The following is a 23901-nucleotide window of genomic DNA, read 5'->3' as shown; positions in this document are numbered from 1 at the left end:
CCACGTGACTGACTCCATCGACGCCCACGTCCGCCTCGATACCCACCCCACCCATCCCAGCGCCGTGACCGCCGTCCTGGCCGGCGCCCAGGCCCGCGTTGATACCGAGCGCTCCGCCGTCGAAGCCCGCGCCACCTTGGACCTCGGCGCAGCGAAGCCCGGATCTCCCGGCCAGGAGCCGGAGACCGTCCCCGTCTACCTGGCCGATACCGGCGACCACGACGCCCTCCTCGACGCCTTCCTCGACGCACACGGCGAGTTCGAGAAGTGGCGGACCTGGTCGGACGATACAACCCACGCCATCCACGAGTCGCAGACCTTGCGCATCGAGCGCGTGCACGAGGCCCATCCCCGCGACAACGCCTGGACCGTGGCCGCGTACGAGACGCCCGTCTCCGACCGCCTGTGGCACCTCACCATGACCGGTACCACTCCAGCCCCCGTACTCCAGACTCTGTTGGACCGTCTCGCCGAGGGAGAGGTCTGGGATTTCGCCATCGGCGACCTTGCTACCGGGAGGGCCATCGCCCAGGCCACCTGCGCCCTCACCGACGCCGGCTGGCAGAACACCGTGGACGGACGGTGGATCCGCTGGGAGACTACCCAGGGTGACGCGGGAGTCCAGTTCGACGCCTTCGCCGCCCGGCAGACCGCTGGCACCCTCTCCACCTGGACCCTGTGGGCCGGCCCCGGCATCGACCGGCCCGCCTGGGCCGTGAACGCCTCCGCCCATACGCCTGTCTCGTTGATCGCCGACCTCACCGAGGAACTCGCCCACGGCATCGGGACACGCTGTCAGCGCCCCCGGCTCGCCAGCGCACCGCCCGCCGTCGCCCCAGTCCTTCCCGAAACGCGACCGAGCCCCCGCCGCTGACACTGACCGGTGCCGACACGTCGGCAGACACATCTCACGATCACGCCTGCTCCCCTCGAATCGGCCCCCATGAACCGGTTCGCCCCCATCCGTGCGAGCCATTGCCCCGGTCCACACCGAAAGCCTGGACATGGTTCTGGGCTCTCGAAGTAGACGGCATGGGGAGTCGGCGATACTGGTGCTTGGTGATCCCTCGGGCGGGTTGCGAGTGCCGCGCCGGGCGCGGTCACCATCCGGCAATGACGGCGTTGGTGAAGGAGTCTGCCCAAGTGGCGACCGCTACGGAGCACCCACAGGGATCGGCGAGCAGTACCGCGAGCGCGACGGCCCTTCCACCGGTCCCGGAGCCCGGGCAGGTCGTCAAGGTGCGGGGCTCCACCTGGGCCGTGTCCGATATCCAGAAGCAGGGCCTTCCCCGCAGTCCCGCCGACGAGGGCACACCGGGCCTTACCCATGTGATCAGCCTGCAGTCGCTGGACGAGGACCGGCTCGGGCAGGAGCTGACGGTGGTCTGGGAGCTGGAGGTCGGGCACACCGTCGCCCCGAACCAAGGGCTGCCAGAGACCGTGCGGGCGGAGGCGTTCGACGATCCGAACACCCTCGCCGCGTTCGTGGACGCGGTCCGCTGGGGTGCAGTCACCTCGGCAGACGCCGACTCCTATCAGGCTCCCTTCCGCAGCGGCGCGAACGTGGAGGCGTACCAGCTGGTGCCACTGAGCCGGGCCCTTCAGTCGTCGCGTACGAACCTGCTGCTCGCGGACGACGTCGGCCTGGGCAAGACCATCGAAGCCGGGCTCGTCGTGCAGGAGCTGCTGCTGCGGCACCGCGCGCGGTCCGTGGTGATCGTATGCCCGCCGAGCCTGTCGCTGAAGTGGCAGGACGAGATGCGGGAGAAGTTCGGCCTCGACTTCGTCATCGTCAACAGCGAGCTGATGGCAAAGGTGCGGCGGAGCCACGGGCTGAACGCCAACCCGTTCCGGCTCTTCCCACGCGTGATCGTGAGCATGGCCTGGCTGCCCTCACTGCGGGCGCAGCGCCTGCTGCGCGACGTGCTGGCCGATGTACGCAGCGCGGGCACGGCCAGGCGGTATGCGTTCGACGTACTGGTGGTCGACGAGGCGCACCATGTGGCGCCGGCCAGCCCGACGACGGCGCCGGGGCAGCGCGGCTACGCGGTGGACAGCAAGCGGACGACGGCGACGATGCGGCTCGCGGAAGCGTGCGAGCACCGGCTGTTCCTGAGTGCGACGCCGCACAACGGCTATTCGGAGTCGTTCACGGCCCTCTTGGAGATGATCGACGGTCGCCGGTTCACCCGCGGCGCGAGCATCGACGAGCAGGCACTGAAGGAGGTGATGGTGCGGTGGCTGAAGACCGACCTTCCGGACAAGGGGTTCAAGACCCGGAAGCTGGGGACCCTCTCGTTCACGCCGTCGGAGGAGGAGCAGCAGCAGTTCGCGCGGCTGGAGCGGCTGCTGGCGGACAGTGCCCGGGCGAACGGCAAGGGCTCGGGCGGCGACATCGTCGCGATGCTGTTGAAAAAGCGCTTCCTGTCCAGCCCGTGGTCCTTCGCCCGCACCCTTGAGCTGTACGAGGGCTCGGACGGCGGTGACCGGCAGCTTCGAATGGACGACGAAGACCAGTACTACACGGAGGTGCTGGGCAGCGGCCAGTCCGACGAGGAGGAGGGCGCGGCTGAACACCCCGAGTTCACCGCACTGCGCCAGTCCAAGGGCTCGGACCCCCTGGTTGCGGCCACCAGCAGCGAGATCGCCTCGCTCATCGAGTGGGGGCGCCGCTACGAGCACAAGCCGGACTCCCGGCTGGAAGAACTGCTGACCTTCCTCGCCGCGGTCTGCCGACCGGACGGCACCCACTGGACCAATGAACGCGTCGTGGTGTTCACGGAGTACGCGGCTACCCTCGAATGGATCGAGCGCGTCCTGCGGCAACGCGGCTACGACGACGTGCTGGAGGTCATCCAGGGCTCGACCCCGACCGAGGAGCGGGAGAAGATCCGCGCCCGTTTCACCGAGAGCCCGGACAAGCACCCGGTCCGCGTCCTGCTCGCCACCGACTCCGCTGGCGAGGGCATCGACCTGCAGACCCACTGCCACCGCCTGGTCAACTTCGACATTCCCTTCAACCCGTCCCGTCTGGAGCAGCGCATCGGCCGGATCGACCGGTACGGGCAGACGAAGCACCCGGAGATCTTCCACTTCGTGCCGGTCTCCGGCTCCACGACGTACGACGCGGACATGAAGTTCATGGGGATCATCGCGACCAAGGTCGGACAGGCCACCGAGGACCTCGGCAAGGTCAACCAGGTCATCGACGCCGAGGTGCAAGAACACTTCACCCCCACCCGCACGGTGCGCAAGGCCCGGCTGACCGCGCCGGACGACGGCAACGAGGTAATCACCCGCGTGCTGGCCGGCGGAATGGAGCTGAACCGCCGGCTCACCAAGCTCTCCGAGACGTACCACGAGAGCAAGGCCGCCATGCATCTCACGCCCGCGAACGCCCGCCGGGTGGTGGACACGGCGCTCACGCTGACCTCGCAGCCCCCGCTCGTCGAGATCGGCGACGACCGCACCGAAGCACAGGTCTTCGAGATCCCGAACCTCAGCCGCTCCTGGCAGCCGGTCCTGCGTGGCCTGGACACCCGCCTGGAGCCGGGTGTCCCGCGCCCCATCACCTTCGACGACCAGGCCGCGCAACACCGCACCGACCTGGTCCACATCCATCTCGGGCACGCCCTCATGCAGCGCGCCACCCGCACCCTGCGCTCCGCGCTGTTCAGCACGGACTCCCCGGTCAACCGGGTCACCGCCGTCATCGCCCCCGGCCTTCCCGAGTCCTGTGTCGCCGCCGTCTCCCGGCTCGTCCTGGTCGGACGCGGCGGGCTGCGCCTGCACGAGGAGGTGTTCCTCACGGGCGTCCGGCTGCGTGGTCAGGCCCTTGCCGAGTCCAAGGTCGAGCAGGTCCTCGACGAGACCCTCGACTCCGCCGATCTGCTCCTCGCCGATGAGAAGGTGCGTGCTCACCTCGCCGAGCAGTGGAACGACGACGGTTCCCGGCTGCGCACACGCCTGCTGACCGCGATGGAACGCAAGAGCGCCAGCCGTCAGGAGAAGGTCACCGAGGCGCTCACCCAGCGCCGGGACGCCGACATCAAGCGCGCCCACGAGATCTTCGGCGCCTTCCGGCTCAACCTGCGCGAGTCCCGTGACCGCCTGGAGCAGGCCATCCGCGCCGAGGAAGAGCTGCTGTTCACCGACGACCAGCAGAAGCAGCGACGCCGGGACCTGCACCACATGAACGAGCGCCTGGACAGCCTGGACGACGAGGAGGCGCGCGAGATCGCCTCGATCCAGGAGCGCTACAGCGACATCAGGCCCTACGTATCCGCCGCCGCGGTCGTGTTCGCCCTCACCCCCGAAGACGCGAAGAACGGAATGGTCAAGGCATGAGCCGCCGCTACCCCCCGACCGCCGCCAACTTGCACCGCGCCTGGCTCGAACTCGTCGACGCCGACGGCCCCTTCCTCGCCGTCCCCGCCCTGGAACGCGTCTACCACCAGGGCATCCCCCAGCCCGACTCCCGGGCGCTCGACGCCATCAAGGACGCCAAGCCTGCCTTCGAGAAGGCATGGGAGAACTGGGACGAGCACCCGGGCGACGAAGCCGCCCTCGACCTGTACCGCGAGGCCCGCGACACCTGGGTCGACCTCGTCCTGCGCCAGGGCCTGCGCTGGGGCGCCTCCTACACCGTGCCCGCTCCGGCAGCCGCCGAGGTCCGCTCACCCGACTACGCCGTCACCGTGCGCGCCGACGGCGCCCTCGTCCACGGCGACACCACCGGCGCCCTCGTCCTGATCACCGATCCCACGGACTCCCTTCGCGACCCGCTCACCGACGGCTGGTCGGCCAGCCCCATCGACCGCATGGAAGAGCTGCTGCGTGCCTCCGGCGTCCCCATCGGCGTGGTCACCGACGGCCGCTGGTGGGCGATCGTCAGCGCCCGCCCGCAGACCATGGTCGCCTCCGGCATCGTCGACGCCCAGACCTGGATCGAAGAGCCCCAAACCCGTAACGCCTTCATCGAACTCCTCCAGCGCCGCCGCCTGGTCGGCGGCAAACAGCAGGACCGGCTGACCGAGCTCTTCGGCGAGTCCGTCACCGCCGCCGAGAAGATCACCGAAGCGCTCGGCACCCAGGTCCGCCGCGCGGTCGAACTCATCGTCCAGGCCCTGTCCGAAGGCGCCCTTGACGCACAGCGACGCGGCGAGCCCGACCCACTGCCGGCGGCAAGGGGCGAGGTCTACGAGGCCGCCGTGACCGTCATGATGCGCGTCGTCTTCCTCCTCTTCGCCGAAGAACGCGGACTGCTGCCCCAGAGCCGCCTCTTCGCGATGGGATACGGCATCAGCGACGAACTCGACCTCCTCGACGCCCGCGAGAAGGAGGAAGGCGAACAGGCCCTTGACGCCACGTTCCTGACCTGGCACCGGCTCCTTGCCACCTCCCAGGCCCTGTACCGGGGCGCAAGCTTCGAGGACCTGCGCCTGCCCGAGTACGGCGGCTCCCTCTTCGACCCAGCCCGCTTTCGCTTCCTCACCGCCTGCGACTCCCAGGACACCCTGGCCATCACGGTCAGCGACCGCGTCATGCTCGAAGTCCTGCGCGCCGTCCAGATCGCCCAACTGCCCGGCGGAGCACGACGGATCTCCTTCCGCGACATCGACGTCGAACAGATCGGCTACATCTACGAGGGCCTGCTCGGCTACTCCTGCGAACCCGCCGAAGAGATCATCGTCGGCCTGAACGGCAGCGCGGGATCCGAACCCGAGATCCCCCTCGCCACCCTCGAAGAACTCAGCCAGGCCAAGCGCACCGAGACCGCGCTGGCCGAAGCGATCCTCGCCTGGATCAAGCAGAACCAGCCGGCCGCGAAGCCGTCCAGCAAAGCCGCCCTCACCAAGGCCCTCAAGGCGGGCGACACCCTCGACGACACCGAGATCGCCCTGCGCGACGTCACCGACGACCCGGACCTGCGCGACCGGCTCCGCCCGTTCATCGGCATCATCCGCCGCGACCTGCGCAACCGGCCGCTGGTGGTCGAGCCCGGCGGGGTTCTGCTGGTGGAGACCCCCTCGCGCGCCTCGGCCGGCGCGCACTACACGCCCCGCTCTCTGGCCGAGGAAGTCGTCCGGTACGCGCTGGAACCTCTCGTCTACTCACCCGGACCACACCAGACCGCCAACCAGGACACGTGGCGGCCCATCGACTCCGACCAGATCCTCGACCTACGCATCGCCGACATCGCCTGCGGCTCAGGCGCCTTCCTCGTCGCCGCGGCACGGTACCTCGCCGACCGGCTCGTCGAGGCATGGCAGCGCGAGGGCGTGGCGTACGGGAGGACACCGCACGACCTGCACGTCCATGCCATAAGGACCGTCGTCGCGACTTGCCTGTACGGCGCCGACATCAACGGCATGGCCGTGGAGATGTGCAAGCTGTCGCTGTGGCTGGTGTCCCTGGACCCGAAGCTCCCGTTCTCCTTCGTTGACGACAAGGTCCTGCACGGCAACGCCCTGCTCGGCCTGACCCATGCCGACCAACTGCGCCGCCTCCACATCGACCCCGCCGCGGCCGGTAACCAGTTCAGCATCTTCGCCCTGGACGTGGACGACATCCTGGCCCAGGCCAGCCGTCTGCGCCGCCAGCTCGCCACCGAGGTCGACGACAGCGACCCGCAGCGCTCGGCCGCTACGAAACGGCGGCAGTGGCGCCGGTATCAAGAGCTGACGGCACAGCTTGCCGATGTTGCGGATGGGGTCATCGCGGCTGGGCTGCGGTGGGGTGGTAAGCCCAGCAAACAATTGAAGGTGGCCTACGAGAATCTGCGCCTCGCGGTGGAGAAGGCGTACCCCGCCGATGGTGGGGATCCGGACCGGACGATGCTCGACGGCATCAAGGAAGTCGGGCTCACCCCGACGGTGACCACGGACTACGTGCGGTGGAAACCGCTGCACTGGATCCTGGCCGTGCCGGATGTGATGGAACGGGGCGGATTCGACGCGGTCATCGGTAACCCGCCGTTTCTGGGCGGCCAGAAGCTCACTGGTTCGATGGGCACCAACGTCCGCGACTGGTTCGTCAACACGCTCGCGGCTGGGAGGAAGGGGAGCGCGGACCTGGTGGCTTACTTCTTCTTGCGTGCCTACGGACTCCTCTCGCGGCAGGGAGGGCTCGGGCTAATCGCGACGAACACCGTCGCCCAGGGAGACACCCGGCAGGTCGGCCTCGACCAGATGGTCTCGAAGGACTTCACAATCACCCGTGCGATCCAGAGCCGGTCGTGGCCTGCCGCCAGCGCCAACCTGGAGTACGCGGCGGTGTGGGGCAGCCGAGAGCCAGTAGCCCCAGTGGTACCCCGATTTGCCGACGACGTCGAAGTTGCACGAATTTCCACTCTTCTGGAAGCAGGAGGACGAGTAGACGGCAACCCGCTGAGGCTAGCGGAGAACGCCGGAGTTGCGTTCATGGGCTGCTATGTACTGGGGATGGGATTCATCCTGGAGCCTGAAGAGGCGGAATCTTGGATCGAGCTCGACCCGAGGAACAGGGATGTCTTGTTTCCATACCTCAATGGCGAGGATCTCAACAAGAGCCCTGACTGCTCGCCTTCTCGCTGGGTCGTCGACTTCAACGACCGGTCTGAACAGCAGGCGAGGGACTACGAGCTGCCCTACCGGCGCGTACTGGAGCAAGTGAAGCCTGAACGCGCCAAGAATAAGCGCAAACCTCGACGTGAGAGATGGTGGCAGTTTGCCGAAAACGCTCCCGCAATGCGGAGGGCAGTTGCCGACCTGACCGAGGTAGTGGTTATTGCGCAGACAAGCAATACCTTGATGCCGGTGAGGGTTTCCACGCGAAACGCATTCAGCATTATGATCGTGGTTTTCGCTTCAGACTCCTTCGCGGACTTGGCGACTTTGTCTTCGAGTCCTCATCAGGTCTGGGCGCTCGCATACGGGGCAAAGATGCGCAACGATGCTAGATACATGCCGTCAGATGTATTTGACACGTTTCCTCGCCCTTGTTCGACTGACAATCTTGCCACGATTGGCCGGACGCTTGATGTTGAACGCCGCGAAATCATGCTTCGCCGAAGTCTCGGACTCACCAAGGTCTACAATCTGGTCAACGATCCCGACATCTCCGAGTCCGCTGACCCCGACGTAGCTCGCCTCCGCGAGATCCACGTCGAACTGGACCGGACCGTCATGGCCGCCTACGGCTGGGACGACATCTCCCTGGACCACGGGTTCCACACCTACCGTCAGACACAACGCTGGACGGTGAGCCCTGCCGCCCGGGTGGAGATCCTCGACCGGCTCCTCGAAGAGAACCATCGTCGTGCCGCCTCGCAGGGCGTTGTCAGTCCCACCGGCAACAATGAGGCCACTGAGGAAGAGGAGGGCGACGAGTGACCACCCCCCGGCGCAACGGCGCCCAGCCCGCAGTGGCATCCGGAGGCCCCCAGGCCCCGGCCTACCGTCTTGCCCTCGAACCCGACGACCGTTCCTGGACCGCCCGCGAGAACCTGGTCGACATCCTGGAGCGTGAGCTCCTCGGCCCGGCGAACGGCCCGGACGAGATCCTCGACGGTGTCCCCGACTCGGCGTACCTGATCGGCCGGATAGCGCCCGTGCGGCTCACCGCTGGCAAGGACGACCCCGGCGAGGCTGGATCTGACGACGCCGCGACCGACGTGGGCGACGCTGTGGATGCCGCCGAGAGCCGGGGCGTGCCGCTCACCGCCGTCGATGACAGCAGCGCGAGTTCGGACGAGGATGCGGTCGAGGACCAGCCGCAGAAGCGTGGGCTGATGATCCCGGCGTCGATGGGGCTGCGTTTCCAGATCCCTGACGATCTGGACGAGTTCACGGTGACCGCGTCGTGGGGCACGTACGAGCCGGTGAAGGAGAAGAGCGGAGAGGGCACCGAGGACGCCAGGGGTGAGGGTGCGGCACCTGCTCCGGCTCTCCGTCGTTTCCAGCGCACCCCGCACGCCATCGCGAAGACGATCAAGATTGCCGACCTGAATCCGTCCCGTACGACCGAGATCGTACTCAAGGACAAGATCCTGCTCCGGGTTGATCGTTACGACGACTCCGAGCGTGGCTGTCGACTGATCGAGGTGGCGCTGTGCAACGACCAGGAGACCCCCCGCAAGATCCCGGTTGAAGCGTGGTTGTACCAGACCAAGCTGTCGGTGTCGGCCGGCGGCGTTGAAGTGTTCCTGCCGGTCAATGACGTACTCCTGGACACGCGCGAGGAGCCGGACGACGAGCTGCGACGACTGCGGCTTCAGTACCGCAACCGTCTGGAGTTCGCCCACGGCCGGACCTGCTCCGTGGACTGGAAGGTAGCCGAGGGAGCGCGCAGGGCCAGCGAGGTCTGGACGACGTGGCTGCCGGTGAGCGAGACACCGCAGACGGCCGCCGAGGAGATCGGCGCGGCCCTGCTGGACATGCGCAAGCTCCAGGAGGCATCGACCGACGAGCTGCGTACGGGCCTTGAACCGATCGTCGCGGGTTACACGGCCTGGCTGGACGGCGAGGAGCAGCGGGCCAAGGCCCTTCCGGAGCATCTGCGGTCCGAAGGGCTGGACGCGGTCACCGAGGCGCGCCGGGTGCAACGCCAGCTTGAGGAGGGTCTGAAGCATCTCCTCGGGGACGAGGAGGCGTTGCGCTGCTTCCGGTTCATGAACCGGGTAATGGCTGATCAGCGTGTGCAGTCGCAGGTCGCGGAGCGGCGGGCGAGCCGGCCGGAGGAGAGCATCGATGAGGCCCGTGAGTCGATCCTCGAGGAGAAGGGGGCCCTGGCGCATTCGTGGCGTACCTTCCAGCTCGCTTTTGTGCTCATGCAGTTGCCGTTGCTGTCCGACCCGGCGGCCGAGAAACGATCGGGGGATCTGGCCAAGGCGCAGCTGCTGTTCTTCCCGACCGGTGGTGGCAAGACGGAGGCGTATCTGGGTCTGGCCGCGTACACGTTCGCGATCCGTCGCCGCCAGGGCGTCGTGGACGCTTTCGACGGTCCGTTGGACGGGCGGTCCGGGGTGGCCGTCCTCATGCGGTACACGCTGCGCCTGCTCACCGCCCAGCAGTTCCAGCGCGCCACCGCCCTGGTGTGCGCGGCGGAGCTGGCGCGCCGCGATGATGAGGCTACGTGGGGCGACGAGCCGTTCCGGATCGGGCTGTGGGTCGGTACCGATGTAAGCCCGAAGCGGTACGACGAGGCCGCCGAGCAGCTGCAGAAGGCCCATGGGGGCCGTGGCTATCGGCTGACGGTGCTGCAGATCCAGCGCTGTCCGTGGTGCGGCACGCGGGTTGAGGCGCGTGATGTGCGCACGGAGCCCGCGCTGCGCCGGGTGTACGTGTACTGCGGGGACGAGCTGGCCGACTGCCCGTTCGCCGACGGCGGAGAGGTCCCGGACGGGCTGCCGGTGCTCACGGTGGATGAGGAGATCTACCGGCTCGCGCCGGCGTTCGTCATCGCCACCGTGGACAAGTTCGCCCGCCTGGCGCGGGAGGGCGAGGCCGCCTCGCTGTTCGGGCACGTCTCGCGACGCTGTGAACGGCACGGCTTCGTGCATCCCGACTATCAGCAGTGCGACATCAAGGACGGCAGTAAGCATCCCAAGAAGGACCGCTGGCCGGCGGCCCCCGTTCACCCGGCCACGCGGCTGCGGCCCCCGGATCTGATCATCCAGGACGAGTTGCACTTGATCACCGGGGCACTCGGCACGACGGTGGGCCTGTTCGAGGTGGCCATCGATGTGATGACCGACTGGCGGACGAAGGACGGACGCCCGGTGCGTCCGCTGCTCGTCGCCTCCACGGCCACCGCCCGTAACGCTTCGGAGCAGGTGCGTGCGCTGTACGGGCGTGACGTCACCATCTTCCCGCCGCAGGTCCTGGACGCCGGGACCACGTACTTCTCCAAGGAGATCCCGGTCTCCGAGAAGAACCCGGGTCGCCGGTACGTCGGGATCAGCACGACCGGGGTGCGCTTGACCACGGCGGAGATCCGTGTCGCCGAGGTGCTCCTAGCCGGCGGGCAGTTGCTTCTCGACCGCTCCGGCCGCGTGGCCGATCCGTATATGAGCCTGGTCGGCTACTTCAGCGCCACCCGTGAACTCGCCGGCATGGCCCGATACATGAGCGACGACATCCAGACCGCGCTCGCCAAGGGCCGCCCCTGGTCGAAGCTCCCCCGCCGCACCGGCACCGACTACGGTTCGCTGCACGTCGCCGAGCTGACCTCGCGCGTGGCCAGCGCGGACATCACCGCCACCCTGGACCAGATGGCGACGGCGTTCGACCCGGGCTTCGACTCCACCGCGGGCAAACGCAACCGGCGCGCGCTCAGGGAGGCGAAGAAGCCGGAACCCACGCGTGAGGTCAATCCGTACGACGTGGTCCTGGCCACCTCCATGCTCCAGGTGGGCGTGGATGTGACCCGACTCGGCTTGATGCTCGTGGTCGGACAGCCGAAGAACACTGCGGAGTACATCCAGGCGTCCTCCCGTGTCGGCCGTACCGCGGACCGGCCGGGTCTGGTGGTCGCCCTCGGGAACTGGGCGCGGCCGAGGGACCTTGCCCATTTCGAGCAGTTCCGCCACTACCACGAGACGTTCTACGCCCAGGTCGAGGCGCTGTCGGTGACCCCGTTCTCGGTGACCTCGCTGGAGCGCGGCCTGGACGGCGTGCTGGTCAGCGCCGCCCGTGTCCTGCAGGCAGCCAAGGCTGGCCACGGCCAAGGGCTGTCCCCGGAGGACGGGGCGGCCCGTATCGAGGCCGAGCAGCACTTCGCGGGCGACCTCGTTGACGCCCTCGTGCGTCGCGTCGCGCGGGCCGGCGATGAGGACGCGGCCACCCGGGCCCGCCTGCGCCTGGAGAACCGGCTCGACCAGTGGGGCAAGCGACGCAAGAGCCTCATGGAGGACCGCAAGTCGCTGGTGTACGAGAGGGTTCTGGACGACGGTCGGCACGACGCTCTGATGATGAGCGCGGAGAACGCCAAGGCGGGCATCGACACCCGCGACGCCGCGCCGTTCATCGTGGCGAACTCAATGCGCGAGGTGCAGCCGGAGATCAACCTCTTGGTGAGCCCGATCAAGGAGCGACTGGTGTACCGCGCACCCGACCATGCCCCTCAGTGGAAGATGCCGGAGGACAACTCGTGAGTGACGAGACGCGCTTCGTCTACGACGTTGCCCGCGCCGTCGACCCGCTGGGCGACCTGGAGCAAGAGGCGGAGAAGGCGACCAAGCACAACCGTGCCAAGGTCGGTTCGGCCCGCCCCTCCTCCCTGCTGTACACCTATGGTCCCGGCGCGATCATGGACTTGCCGCAGTTCACGATCATGCCCACCGGCCTGGACGACTGGGACCGCATCTGGCGGCGCCGCGACTCCGCACCCCCGCAGATCCACGCCCCCCGCCTGCGTGACGTGGTCCGGATGATGCTGCGTTCGCCCGACGTGCAGCTGCGGCCGTACCCCTGGCAGCCGAAGAAGCACAGCCGGTCCGCCGAAGGCAACGACCTCGGAGTGCCCTCCCGGGTCTTCCCGCAGTGGATGCGGTGCACGGGCTGCGACATGCTCGGACTGCTCACCCAGTTCGACTACCGCAACACGCACCCGTTCCGCACCGACCTGGCCGTTTTCGAGCACGCCAAGTGCACGGGCCGCGCGGGCGCCGGCACCCGCAAGCCGATGCGCCGCACCGCCATCCCGGCCCGGTATTTGCTGGCCTGCGTCGACGGACACCTGGACGAGTTCCCGTACGACCTGTGGGTGCACCGCGGACAGCGGTGCACCCAGGCGGAGATGCCCGCCCTGAAGATGGTCGACCGGACTGCCGGCAAGGGAGCCTCGGCCGTGATCCACTGCGCGTCCTGCGACATGCGGCGGCCCATGAACGAGGCCCAGGGTGAGGCCGGCAGGGCGAAGTTGCCGCAGTGCCGAGGACGCCACCCCCACTTGGACGCCTTCGAGCCCAAGGGCTGCCGCAACGAGACCCGGCTGATGCTGGTCGGCGCCTCCAACCTGTGGTTCCCGGCCACCCAGTCGATCATCGTGATGCCGGAGTCCCAGGAAGAGGAGGCCAGCGACCTGGCCGACCGGGTCCGCACCGCGCTCGGCGACAAGCTCGCCAAGTACCGCGAAAACCTGGACCTGATCCGGGATCTCCTCGGCATGAACGGCGGCGTTGACGTCACCGGCCTGTCCGACCACGACCTGGAGCAGGTCCTGCAGACGGCCTCCGCCCCCACCGACACCCCGGAGGAACAGGAGGAGAAGCTCCGCGACTGGGACCCGGTCGACCTCCTCGTCCCCGAGTGGCGTTACCTGCTGCGTGACATCGTCGGCACCCGCGTCGAGGACCCCAAGAGCGGCCTCACCCTCGCCACCCGCGACCGGGGCGACGCCCTGCGGCCTGAGATCACCCGCGTGCTCGCGGTCGAACGCCTCCGCAAGGTGAACGCCCTGGTCGGCTTCACCCGCATCGACGACATGGACCGCGTCGGCGACCTCCCACGCCGCTTGGCCCCACTGACGCGCACGTCCCGGCCGAGCTGGACCGTGGCCACCGAGGACCGCGGCGAAGGTATCTTCCTCCAGCTCGACGAGAACGCCGTCGCCGCATGGGAGAAGCGCGTCCTGGACACCGACCTGTGGAAACTCCACCGAGAGGCACACCGCAGAAACTTCGAGCGCCGCTTCTCCGACACGGCGGGCCAGATCAACCCCGACAGCCGGCTGAAGCCCCCGCGCTACTGGCTCGTCCACACCTTTGCCCACATCCTTATCCGCGAACTTGCCCTGACCTGCGGCTACTCGGCCGCCAGCCTCAGCGAACGCCTGTACGCGTGGCCCGCCGCCGAAGGTCGCGACCCCGCCGCCGGCCTTCTCATCTGTACCACCGCCTCTGACAGTGACGGCACCCTCGGCGGGCTCGTACAGCTCAGCGAGCCAACACGCCTCCAGCGGGTCGTCGGCAGCGCACTGCGCAAGGCCGCACGCTGCTCCTCCGACCCCATCTGCTCCAAGCGCACCCCCCAGGATCCCGAGGACTTCCTCCACGGCGCTGCCTGCCACTGCTGCGTCATGGCCTCGGAGACCTCCTGCGAGCGCGCCAACCGGTTTCTCGACCGTCGTTTCCTCCTCGACCTGCCCGGCAGCGACCTCGGCTTCTTCCACACCCATGAGTGATGCGGACGCACCGCGTCGGCTCGGTCGGCTCCTGACCGGAACCGAGGCCAAGGACATAGCGGACCGCCTGGCCGACGGCGATACCTTGACCACCGCGCTCAAGGTCGTCGCGGTCGGCCAGCGGACAGAGGTCCGGCGCCTGCTGGAGGCAGCCGGCGGCGGCCCCGGAGCGGCGCCCCAACAGATCCTGGTCCTGAGGGCGATCGAGGGGGCACGGGCGCTTCCGACCACACTGTCACCGCTGTGGACCATGCCCGGACACCTCGTCCAGAGCGGACCACTCACCACCTCGGTCACCCGCCTCGTGGACAGCGCCCGCCATGCGATCACCTGTTCCACCTTCAACTTCCAGCGCAGCTCGGCACTCTGGACGTCACTGCGGACAGCCGCGCAGCGCGACGGCGTCGCTGTCCGCGTCTACATGGACACCCGGGCCGCCGACGGCAGCGGACAGCACCGGGCCCCCTCAACCAGAGAGGTAGCCACGCACCTGGCCCCGGCAGAGGTCTGGCGCACCAAGGAGTTCGACGGCGGCTACGTCCGCAATCACGCCAAGTTCCTCGCCATCGACCACCACCTCCTCCTAGTCACCAGCGCGAACTTCTCCTGGAGCGCGGAGAACAACAACGTCGAGTTCGGCGTCCTCATCGACAACCCGAACCTCACCGAAGCCGTCGAGCGCGAGCTGGCGGAAGCCGAGGAAGTCCTGTACGAACGCATGTGACGTCGGCTCCCCGCCGGTCGGCCGACGTGCTCACCGCACCAACCCGGGCCGCGACGCCTGCCGGGAAGCACCCTCGGGACCGGCGCAGGACAGGCCCGCCGCAGCCGATGAGCGAGCCTCCGCCATCTTAATTTCGGCTGGTCGGGGGCCCTGGCGTGATGGGGGCTGCTCAAGCCGGTAGTGGGGCAGTGAAGCCGTACGAGAGGAACCAGTGCCTGAATCTCGTAACACTTCCCCCAGCTCGAATCTGGCGGATCTGGGCCGACCCGAGGTCCTCGACGGTTGCCTCACCGGCACCGACCTACGCAAACCACCATGACGACACCACGCATTGAAGGTCAGTAGGATGCCTTCTGTGGCGCAAATACTTCCTGGATCCTTGGGTCTCGATCTTCGATCTAAAACTCCACGGGCATGTGGCCTCTGCGGCGACGTCCGACAGCTCTCTAAAGCACACGTGCCACCGCAGGCTGCGGGAAATCGAGGTCGAGTCACAAGCGCCGTATCTCGAATTGTGGAAGGTCATCGCACGAGCGGACGCCCTTATACTGGCGGAATGTGGCTGCGTGGTCTATGCGGCGAATGTAACAGCCTCGCTGGAGGTCGTTACGACGCCGCTTACGGAGACTTCGCACGGCGCCTTCGGACTTATGCCCAAGTCGCGAGTAGAACCAGCTTGCCTGATCCATTTTCCGCTCCTGCGGTTTCTGTCGCGCCTGGATTAGTAGCGCGTTCTGTCATGTTCGGGATGTTTGCCATCAGCCCGCATTTGCGCGTCCTCGCCCCGGAACTTGCCGAAGATCTGCGAAGTGGACGTACTCACATTCCGATGCCGGATGGATTTTCTCTGCGCTTTGCCCTATACCCGCTTCGCACTGCGCGCCTCACTGGACCCGTTTATTCACAACGCATACTCAAGCAGCGACAGCATTACAACACGTTCGCTGAGGTCTTCTTTGCACCTCTCGCTTGGGTGTTGACGCCAGGAAAAAGAAGTACAGCACTAGAAACGACTGAAAGCGTTCTGGATGCACAGGGATGGGCGTGTGCTGACGAGTGGCTGCATTACGGAGATGATGTCACATCCGTAGATTTGAGGAACCTCTGCCGAAAAGTGCCGATCGTAGGCCATCCCATGGGAAGGCGCGACGAATGGTTCGAAATGTTCAGTGACGACGTCACCCCTTTCCTTGAGGGGTATATTCCATCCGGGGTGGAATAGACTTGCTCGACAACGCTGGCGCTCATCCATGGTTCACAGGAGTGCGCAGGTTCTGGGACAGGTGCCAGGCACGCAGAGAGGTGCGCGATGATGGACGTCGACAGAAGGATGACGGCCACTTTTCTACACCCAGGAGAGCTTGAGCACTTGCGCAGGCTGCGTGCGCCGTTGAAGGCTGCTGCCAGGTCAACGACCGTACGTTCCATCAGCTGCAGATCTGCCGGAAGCTGCGCCATAGCAGCACTAACGCAGGCCAAAGCAGACTTGGCGCCCGAACTGAAGACTGTCCCGGTCGGGGATGGGAGCGTCGTAAGAAGTCAACGTGTTCGGAACCATCGTCGCTTGACTGTAGGGATCTCTACAGGCGCATTCGCACGCTCTGGTGCCACGGGGGCGTGCACGTGCACGGGGGAGTTGTCTCCTGACGAGACGTAGATGTTTTGGACGGTCCTGTGTACTTGCATGACAGTGGGCACTTCGGCACCTGGTGGCATTTGCGAACGAAGATCCGCAATGAATTCGATCAGCCGATTCCTGACCTACTCCAGAATGTCCTGGAGGGCTGATACATGGACTGCCCAGTAGAGGGATTCAACGATAACCCTCTCGTCTCGCCGTTCGTAACTCATCACGCGAGCCAACTCGGGAGCGGCCGGTAATTGAAGTTTGATCGTCTCGTTTTCGCCGTGGCCTGTGATGAGGCTCTGAATTTTTGCTACGCTATACCGCACCGGGAAGACCTCGTCAAGATCTTCCTGCGCAAATTTCGGCAGATCGAAGACGCTAATTATTTGATTACGCATCTCCCAGAATGGGCTTCGCGAATCTGCCTGAATAGGTGCCCCGACGGTTCGGTACTGCGGAATCTCTTCCAGCGGCCCGTTGTACCCACGAAGCTCATTCAGTGCCCATTTCCGGAGCGGTTGCGAGAACGCCCGACCTCCCAGCACTACTACTGTTTTCAGCAAACTTTGAGTTGCAATAGATTCATCGAGAACGTCTTCTTCGAGACGATCAATGGATGTTCGCTTACTCCTGCCCATCCTTTACCGCACCCCTACTCAGCCGTGCTCTTACTGATCTTGCGGTGCGAGTGCCGAGCCGATCGTCGCCGTGGCGTCTTTATCAGCGACGGCTACCGGCGCGGTCACATAGACTGGGGAGTTGTCGCCAACCTTAATATTGATGGTTGAAAAGGCTTTCTGGACGACTTCGGCGGTTGGCTGGTCAGTTCCCGGAGGCATCACTGTTCGCATCTCGGCGATGAATTCCGTGAGCTGAGTGCGTACCTGATCAAGAACTCCGGTCAAGACTGCCGTCGCGACCGACCAATACACCGCCTTTACAGCAACGAAGGGACTTTGATACAGCTCTCTCTGTTGCTGCGTCATCAGCTTCGCCAACTCGGTCATATATGGCCCGGACAGCCTGACGTGTGTGTCCTCGATCGAATCAACGGTGGCCTGGATTTCCGTGACCCCCCAGGGCACGGAAACCACGTCAGGAAAATGTTCCCGCACACTTTCCGGAAGATCCGACCTCCCAATTTCATGCCTGAATTGCTGGGGGCCAGCGGTGACGTCCATCACCAACTGGGCAGTCAGGTTGCGATATTGGGGAACTGCTACTTCCGTACCGCTGTACCCCTTCAATTCACTCAAGGCCCACGCCCGCAGGCCGTCTGATGATGACTGACCACCGAGAATGAGGACCTGCCGCAGCAGGGATCCGAGAGTCACCGATTCATCAAGCACATCCCGTTCCAGACGGCTGATGCTGCCTCCTTCGTTCACCGTTCCCCTACTTGATGATGGCCACAACGACTGCGGCGATAGCGGCGAGGGAACCAACAGCAGTCCACACGACCGAAGCCCGGCTCCACCAAGGAGTGGGCGCGGGCGCTGGCGGGGGAGGAGTCGTACTGGCGCTCGCTGTGCCACCGGGGGCAGCGTGAGAGAAGGGAGCGTTGACGCTGATTGGAGAGTTATCTCCGCTTGTAACGTCAATGTGCTGGCCTACGCGCTGTGGGTCACTGGGACCGCCGGCTGCCGGAGGTGTGGACGAACTGACCATGCCGCCTCATCTCGTCGTAGAGCCCACTCTGGGCTCTGTTGCTCTGTGTGCTCTCGCGCCGCACTGATTGTCGGAACGTAGTCCTTCGTGTCGGGGCGTGAAAACTGGCAACCCACAGTCTTCCTCACGGCACTGACAATGCAGGTCTCAGGCAGCGAATCCAGCGTTGGTTGCGTACTCGTACTGGCCCCGCTGGTAGCCATGAGCTGCACTGATCTTCATGGAGTCCTTGAATCCTGGGTTCCGCTTCCAGGCGTAAGAAGAACCACGCAGTGCCAGCACCCCGTAGTACCCCGATGAACTCCATGAGCGCGCCGTCCGCAAGGTCCGCTCGACCGGACGTCCCGTGGCCCATGTCGCTCGCGACCTCGGCGTCCGCAAGGAAGCCCTGCGCTCGTGGGTCCGCCAGGCCGAGGCCGACGCCAGCGAGCGTGACGACCGTCTCACCACCGCCGAACGCGACAAGCTGAAGGAACTCCGCAAGGAGAACGCCGAGTTGAAGCGAGCCAACGAGATCCTGAAAGCCGCATCGGTGTTGTTGCCCAGGAGATCGACCGTCCCCGGACGAGGCCGCGCAGGTGATCGACTACCTGCGCGACGAGGGCCTCGGGGTCGATCTCGTCTGCCGGATGCTGGACCTCTCGCTATCGACGTACTTCGCCCGCAAGACGCGCCCGAAGTCGGCCCGCCGCCTGAGTGACGAGGAACTGATTGCCCTGGTCACAGCTGTGTGGGAGGAGTTCGGCCGTGCCTACGGCGCCCGCCGGGTCACTCGTGCGCTGGTCCGCGCGGGGCATCGGGTGGCGCGCTGCACCGTCGAGCGGCTGATGCGTGAGCTCGGCATCGAGGGCGTCATCCGCGGTCAGCGGCGCCGCACGACGGTCCCGGAGCCGGCCGCCCCGAGGCCGCCCGACCTGGTCAACCGCCACTTCGTCGCCGAGCGACCGAACCAGTTGTGGCTGGCCGACCTGACCTACATCCGAATCTGGTCGGGCTGGGTCTACGTGGCGTTCGTCCTAGACGCGTACTCCCGCCGGATCGTGGGCTGGCAGGTCGCCACCCACATGCGCACCGACCTGCCGCTGGACACGCTGGAAATGGCACTGTGGCGGCAGAAGATCAGGAAAGACGCCGGCCTGATCCACCACAGCGACCGTGGGTCGCAACACGTCTCCATTCGCTACACAGAGTGACTGCCGGAGGTCGGCGCCTCTGCATCCGTCGGCTCGGTCGCGGACCCGTACGACAACGCGATGGCCGAGGCCCCGAACTGCACGTCCAAGGCGGAACTGATCGAGCATCAGAGACCGTGGCGCGCCTTCGACGAGGTCGAGGAAGTCGGGGCAGCTCAGTACGACTTGAGCGACGTGCCGGGCAGGCCGGCTTGTGGCGGCACCGGGATGAGCCGAGCAGGCTCGCAAGGTAATCGTTCGCACTACGCTCCGACCGTGGCCTACATCGTGACGCTGCCAGCGAGGCAGATGAAAAAGATCCACGAGCAACTGCGCTTGCAGCTCCGCCTGACCAAGGTCCTCGCAGCGCAAGATCAGCCAGCTGGGCCGAATCTAGGCCCGCCCATGGCCTTGGTGATCAGCGAAGACACGGAGAGCAGCGTCGACCGGCGATCCCGACGTCTGATCTGGATGGGCAACGTGGCCCGACACAACACTCCCGGCACTGTCGACAAGAGCATCACCATCGACCCCCTGCGGGAGTGCATGGAGGATGTGCCCATCGACGGGGAGGACGGCCTTCTCGCCCTTTTGGACGCCGACTTGCGGAACGAATTCGAGCAAGCAAGTCTCATCGGCACCGCCAGATGGTGCAGCCATAAAGTCTGGCAGGCGCTTGAGGCAGGGCTCCGCGCCAGGTTTCCCCGTCTCATCCCACTGATCGACTGGCTGCTCGCCCAGGCCAATCCGCCCGCACTTGATAGTCGTGACAAAGCAGATCAGGCGTGGCAAGAACAGCAAGATGCGGTCCGGAGCGTCTTGCGGATCGCCAATTTTCCCCTGCCTTCGCTGAACGCCTGGAAGCGTCCCGAATCCCGCGAGGCGCCCTACACCGCAGGCATCATCCCGCAGCCCTCGGAGAACAGCCTGATTGACTATGACGTGCGCGCCGCAGGCCGGGCATTCGGCCTCGACAGCGACTGGGTGAACGGGAACGGAGCCAGATGCGACATCAACGTTCTATGGGATTCCAGCGGGCGGCGACGGCTCGAGGTGACCAACGTCAACGCCCTTCCACTGGAGTCCCGGACCGGAACCGACATGATCTACTATCACGTCCCCACCAAAAGTTTCACGCTCGTTCAATACAAACGCCTAGATCCACGCAGGCGGGAGATGCGGGTCGACGAACGGCTGCGAAGCCAGCTTGACCGACTCGAAAAAGTAGCACAGCTGAACAGTCCGCCCACGCAACCGCATGAATGGCGCCTAGGAAGCGACCCCTGCTTCCTCAAGCTCGCCTACTGGCCCGAGGACACTTCCAAGCATCCAGTCGAGGGACTCGCTCACGGAATGTACCTTCCGATTTCCTACGTGCGTATGCTGCTTGAAAACGACTGCACGCTCAGCTCCCAGAAAGGCAGTCAAGCTCGGCTGCTGGGCTATGACCGAGTCGAACGTCACCTTGTGGGAGCACAATTTGTCGAACTGGTCAAGGAAGGGCTGGTCGGCACGATCGGCACCACGCGAGAGCAGTTGTGGTCCATGGTCAAGCGTCGCGTCAGCGAAGGTCAGAATGTCCTCGTCGCCGAGGAAAGCAGTAGCGAGTCCGTCCGAGACCGACAAAAACGCAATCGGACTCGAACCTCCAAAGACAATTCGTACGTGCATCAGGTATACCGGCAAGAATCACTCTTCGGTCCCGAATCCGAACAGTAAACACCTGGCTGGCCTGTTGCCAAGGCCAGCAGAGTTCGCCTACCCGGCCAGGGCAAGGACGAGCGGGAGTACCTCGTCGGCTCCGGCCTGACGCAGGAGGCGTGTACCGACGGCCAGGGTCCAGCCGGAGTCGGTGTAGTCGTCGACGAGCAGGACCGGGCCGGGGGTGTCGGCCAGGGCGGCGGCAAGTTCACCGGGCACGGTGAACGAGTCGGCCAAGGCGCACAGCCGCTGGGCGGAGTTGCTGCGGTGCGCAGCGTGCTCGTCGGCTTGGGGGGTGTAGGCCAGGCTGCCGAGCAACGGGAGCCTGCCAACCCTTGCCACGCCCTCGGCCAAGGATGCGACCAGCTGGGGGCGGGTACGGGAGGGCATGGCGATGATCCCCACCGGCCGTGCCACTGCGTCGGGGGAGCCGCTGGCCCAGCCTCCCGGCGAGCGGGCCCAGTCCGCCAGCACGGTCACGACGGCGTTCAGCACGTCGTCCGGGCCCGGACCGTCCGGCGCCTGCGCCGCCAGGATCGGCCGCAGCCGGTTGCCCCAGCCGATGTCCGACAGCCTGCCCAGCGCCCGCCCAGTGCTTGCCTGCTGGCCTGCGGGGATGCGTCCCTTGAGATCCATGCCGACCGCGGCCAGCCCTGTCGGCCACATCTTGCGGGGCTCGACCTCGACACCGGGCCGATCCAGCTCACCCGCTGCCGCCGCGAGGGCCTCGGGAGAGACGGCCGCCTCCAGCCAAGGGCCGGCGCAGTTGTCACAACGACCGCACGGGGCCGCCTTCTCGTCGTCGAGCTGCCGCTGCAAGAACTCCATCCGGCACCCCGTGGTCGCCACGTAGTCCCGCATGGCCTGCTGCTCCGCCGCCCGCTGCTTCGCGACCCACGCATACCGCTCCGCGTCGTACGCCCACGGCTGCCCCGTAGCGGCCCATCCTCCCTTCACGCGCCTCACCGCGCCGTCCACGTCCAGGACCTTCAGCATCGTCTCCAGGCGCGAGCGTCGAAGATCCACCAGTGGCTCCAGCGCCGGCAGCGACAACGGACGGCCCGCCTCCTCCAGCACCGTCAGGGTGCGGCGGACCTGCTCCTCGGGCGGGAAGCCCACCGAAGCGAAGTATGCCCAGATCGCCTCGTCCTCCCGCCCCGGCAACAGCAGCACGTCCGCGTGGTCCACGCCACGCCCCGCGCGTCCCACCTGCTGGTAGTAGGCGATCGGCGACGACGGCGACCCCAGATGCACCACGAATCCCAGGTCGGGCTTGTCGAAGCCCATACCGAGCGCGGAGGTGGCGACCAGCGCCTTCACCCGATTGCCCAGCAGGTCCTCCTCCGCCTGCAGCCGGTCGGCGTTCTCCGTCTTCCCCGTGTAGGAAGCCACCGGATACCCGCGCTGCCGCAGGAACGCCGTAACCTCCTCCGCCGCCGCCACCGTCAACGTGTAGATGATCCCCGAACCCGGCAGATCACCCAGCCGCTCCCCCAGCCACGCCAGCCGGTGCGCCGCATCCGGCAACTCCAACACACCCAACCGAAGACTCTCCCGGTCCAGCGGCCCCCGCAGCACCAAGGCATCCCCAGCACCTGTGCCCAACTGCTCAGCAACGTCCGCGGTCACCCGCGCATTCGCAGTCGCCGTCGTGGCCAGCACCGGCACCCCCGCCGGCAACTCCGCCAGCATCGTCCGCAGCCGCCGGTAGTCGGGCCGGAAATCATGCCCCCAGTCCGAGATGCAGTGCGCCTCATCGACCACCAGCAGACCGGTCGTGGCCGCAAGCTTGGGCAGCACCTGATCGCGGAAATCCACGGAATTAAGACGTTCTGGGCTTACGAGGAGAACATCAGTCTCACCACGCTCGACCTCTCCGTAGATCGTCTCCCACTCCTCCGGGTTGGCCGAGTTGATCGTGCGCGCCCGGATCCCGGCCCGCTCCGCAGCATCGACCTGGTTCCGCATCAACGCCAGCAACGGCGAAATGATCACCGTCGGGCCCGAGCCACACCTGCGCAACAAAGCGGTGGCCACGAAGTACACCGCCGACTTGCCCCAGCCAGTGCGCTGCACCACCAGAGCACGCCGGCGCTCCTCCACCAGGGCCGACACCGCCTGCCACTGATCCTCCCGCAGCCGCGCCGATCCCCCAGGGGCACCGACGAGCTCAGCAAGGATGGCATCGGCTTCAGCGCGGAGCTCCAGGTTGTCCATGCCCCCATGCAACCCGATCCCACTGACAATCGGCGAATCCGCCCAGCACGGCCAAGGGCTCACGACAGGGTGCCCTGCCGTGCACGGATCGAGGACAGCCAGAGCTGAGGAGCCGATCACCGCCCCATCCGATCGACACGTTTACGCAGGTCACGGCTCTATCTCTGCCTGGAATTTGAATGCCTTCCCAGTTCCGTAGCCCGGAACCGCTGGCTTCTCCAAACTTGAGCTCCTCACGTTGTTCAGAGGACTCCGCCAACGAGAGCCACTCGCCGACACCGGAAGCCATACACGCGCCCACAGCGAGAGAACCCTGCCGCACAGGGGCGTGAAACGACGGGCGCTCCTGGCGCGGGTGATCATGTCCCGTACGGTTCCGGTGTGCCGGGCTCCCCCTCGTTCCACGGCCGACAGCGGTAGTCGCGCTGACTGTGTACGGTCAACACCTGCGCCGGGGCAGCCCTGTGCCATGAGTCATCCCAGAGGCAGTCAACAAGGGCGGGACTGTTCAAACGTTGTCCGCATGTGGGCTAAGCTTGACGTTTAACCTTGCTGGGCTTGGTGTTCCTTGATCGATTCGGCGCGTTTGACGGTCTTGCCGACGTCGTGGTGCCTGGCCCGTTGTTTGT

Annotated in this window: 11 protein-coding genes and 2 pseudogenes; 10 read left to right on the top strand and 3 right to left on the bottom strand. The window is 66.3% G+C overall.

The genetic code is table 11. The features are described 5' to 3' along the window. Positions 1–4 precede the first annotated feature (4 nt). From IH50_RS0132295 to IH50_RS41785, 7 genes are all read left to right on the top strand, one after another. Positions 5–874: a DUF317 domain-containing protein gene (locus IH50_RS0132295; protein ID WP_051767528.1), complete on the top strand. Its 870-nt coding sequence runs from the start codon at positions 5–7 to the stop codon at positions 872–874. Between the two features lie 269 nt (positions 875–1143). Beyond that, positions 1144–4347 (top strand): DISARM system SNF2-like helicase DrmD, encoded by a 3204-nt coding sequence (drmD, locus tag IH50_RS0132290; RefSeq protein WP_030870423.1) that lies wholly within the window; start codon positions 1144–1146, stop codon positions 4345–4347. Continuing rightward, the gene (locus IH50_RS0132285) at positions 4344–8372 is read left to right on the top strand and encodes an Eco57I restriction-modification methylase domain-containing protein (RefSeq protein WP_030870420.1); all 4029 of its coding nucleotides are present in this window, start codon (positions 4344–4346) and stop codon (positions 8370–8372) included. The genes drmD and IH50_RS0132285 overlap by 4 nt, the downstream gene beginning before the upstream one ends. Beyond that, positions 8369–12133 carry a DISARM system helicase DrmA gene (gene drmA, locus IH50_RS0132280; protein WP_030870418.1) on the top strand — a complete coding sequence of 1255 codons (3765 nt, stop codon included), beginning with the start codon at positions 8369–8371 and terminating at the stop codon, positions 12131–12133. The genes IH50_RS0132285 and drmA overlap by 4 nt, the downstream gene beginning before the upstream one ends. After that, the gene (gene drmB / locus IH50_RS0132275) at positions 12130–14163 is read left to right on the top strand and encodes a DUF1998 domain-containing protein (protein WP_030870417.1); all 2034 of its coding nucleotides are present in this window, start codon (positions 12130–12132) and stop codon (positions 14161–14163) included. Before drmA ends, drmB begins: the two co-directional genes overlap by 4 nt. Further along, entirely contained in the window at positions 14156–14887 is a 732-nt protein-coding gene (drmC, locus tag IH50_RS0132270; protein ID WP_030870414.1) for a DISARM system phospholipase D-like protein DrmC, read from the top strand. Before drmB ends, drmC begins: the two co-directional genes overlap by 8 nt. A gap of 748 nt (positions 14888–15635) precedes the next feature. Continuing rightward, complete coding sequence (locus IH50_RS41785) at positions 15636–16109, top strand: hypothetical protein (RefSeq protein WP_158801345.1); 474 nt, start codon at positions 15636–15638, stop codon at positions 16107–16109. A 539-nt stretch (positions 16110–16648) separates the two neighbouring features. Here the strand turns inward: IH50_RS41785 and IH50_RS41780 are convergent. Then, positions 16649–17152 carry a hypothetical protein gene (locus IH50_RS41780; protein ID WP_158801344.1) on the bottom strand — a complete coding sequence of 168 codons (504 nt, stop codon included), beginning with the start codon at positions 17150–17152 and terminating at the stop codon, positions 16649–16651. Positions 17153–17182: 30 nt separating this feature from the next. Next, entirely contained in the window at positions 17183–17902 is a 720-nt protein-coding gene (locus IH50_RS41775) for a hypothetical protein (RefSeq protein WP_158801342.1), read from the bottom strand. A 626-nt stretch (positions 17903–18528) separates the two neighbouring features. Here IH50_RS41775 and IH50_RS43625 point away from each other — a divergent pair. The 3 genes and pseudogenes from IH50_RS43625 to IH50_RS0132255 all read left to right on the top strand — a co-directional run. Further along, a pseudogene (locus tag IH50_RS43625) lies at positions 18529–18633 on the top strand (transposase); the annotation flags it as partial. Between the two features lie 121 nt (positions 18634–18754). Beyond that, positions 18755–19375: pseudogene (locus IH50_RS42850) on the top strand (IS3 family transposase); the annotation flags it as partial. A 60-nt stretch (positions 19376–19435) separates the two neighbouring features. Beyond that, the gene (locus tag IH50_RS0132255) at positions 19436–21073 is read left to right on the top strand and encodes a hypothetical protein (RefSeq protein WP_234328275.1); all 1638 of its coding nucleotides are present in this window, start codon (positions 19436–19438) and stop codon (positions 21071–21073) included. 39 nt (positions 21074–21112) lie between these two features. Here the strand turns inward: IH50_RS0132255 and IH50_RS0132250 are convergent, their stop codons facing one another. Next, positions 21113–23272: a RecQ family ATP-dependent DNA helicase gene (locus tag IH50_RS0132250; RefSeq protein WP_030870410.1), complete on the bottom strand. Its 2160-nt coding sequence runs from the start codon at positions 23270–23272 to the stop codon at positions 21113–21115. Positions 23273–23901 lie beyond the last annotated feature (629 nt).

This window comes from Streptomyces sp. NRRL S-37, assembly GCF_000721605.1.
Taxonomy (GTDB): Bacteria; Actinomycetota; Actinomycetes; order Streptomycetales; family Streptomycetaceae; genus Streptomyces.
Note: the sequence above shows the minus strand (reverse complement) of the source record. Positions and strands in the feature narration are given on the sequence as shown.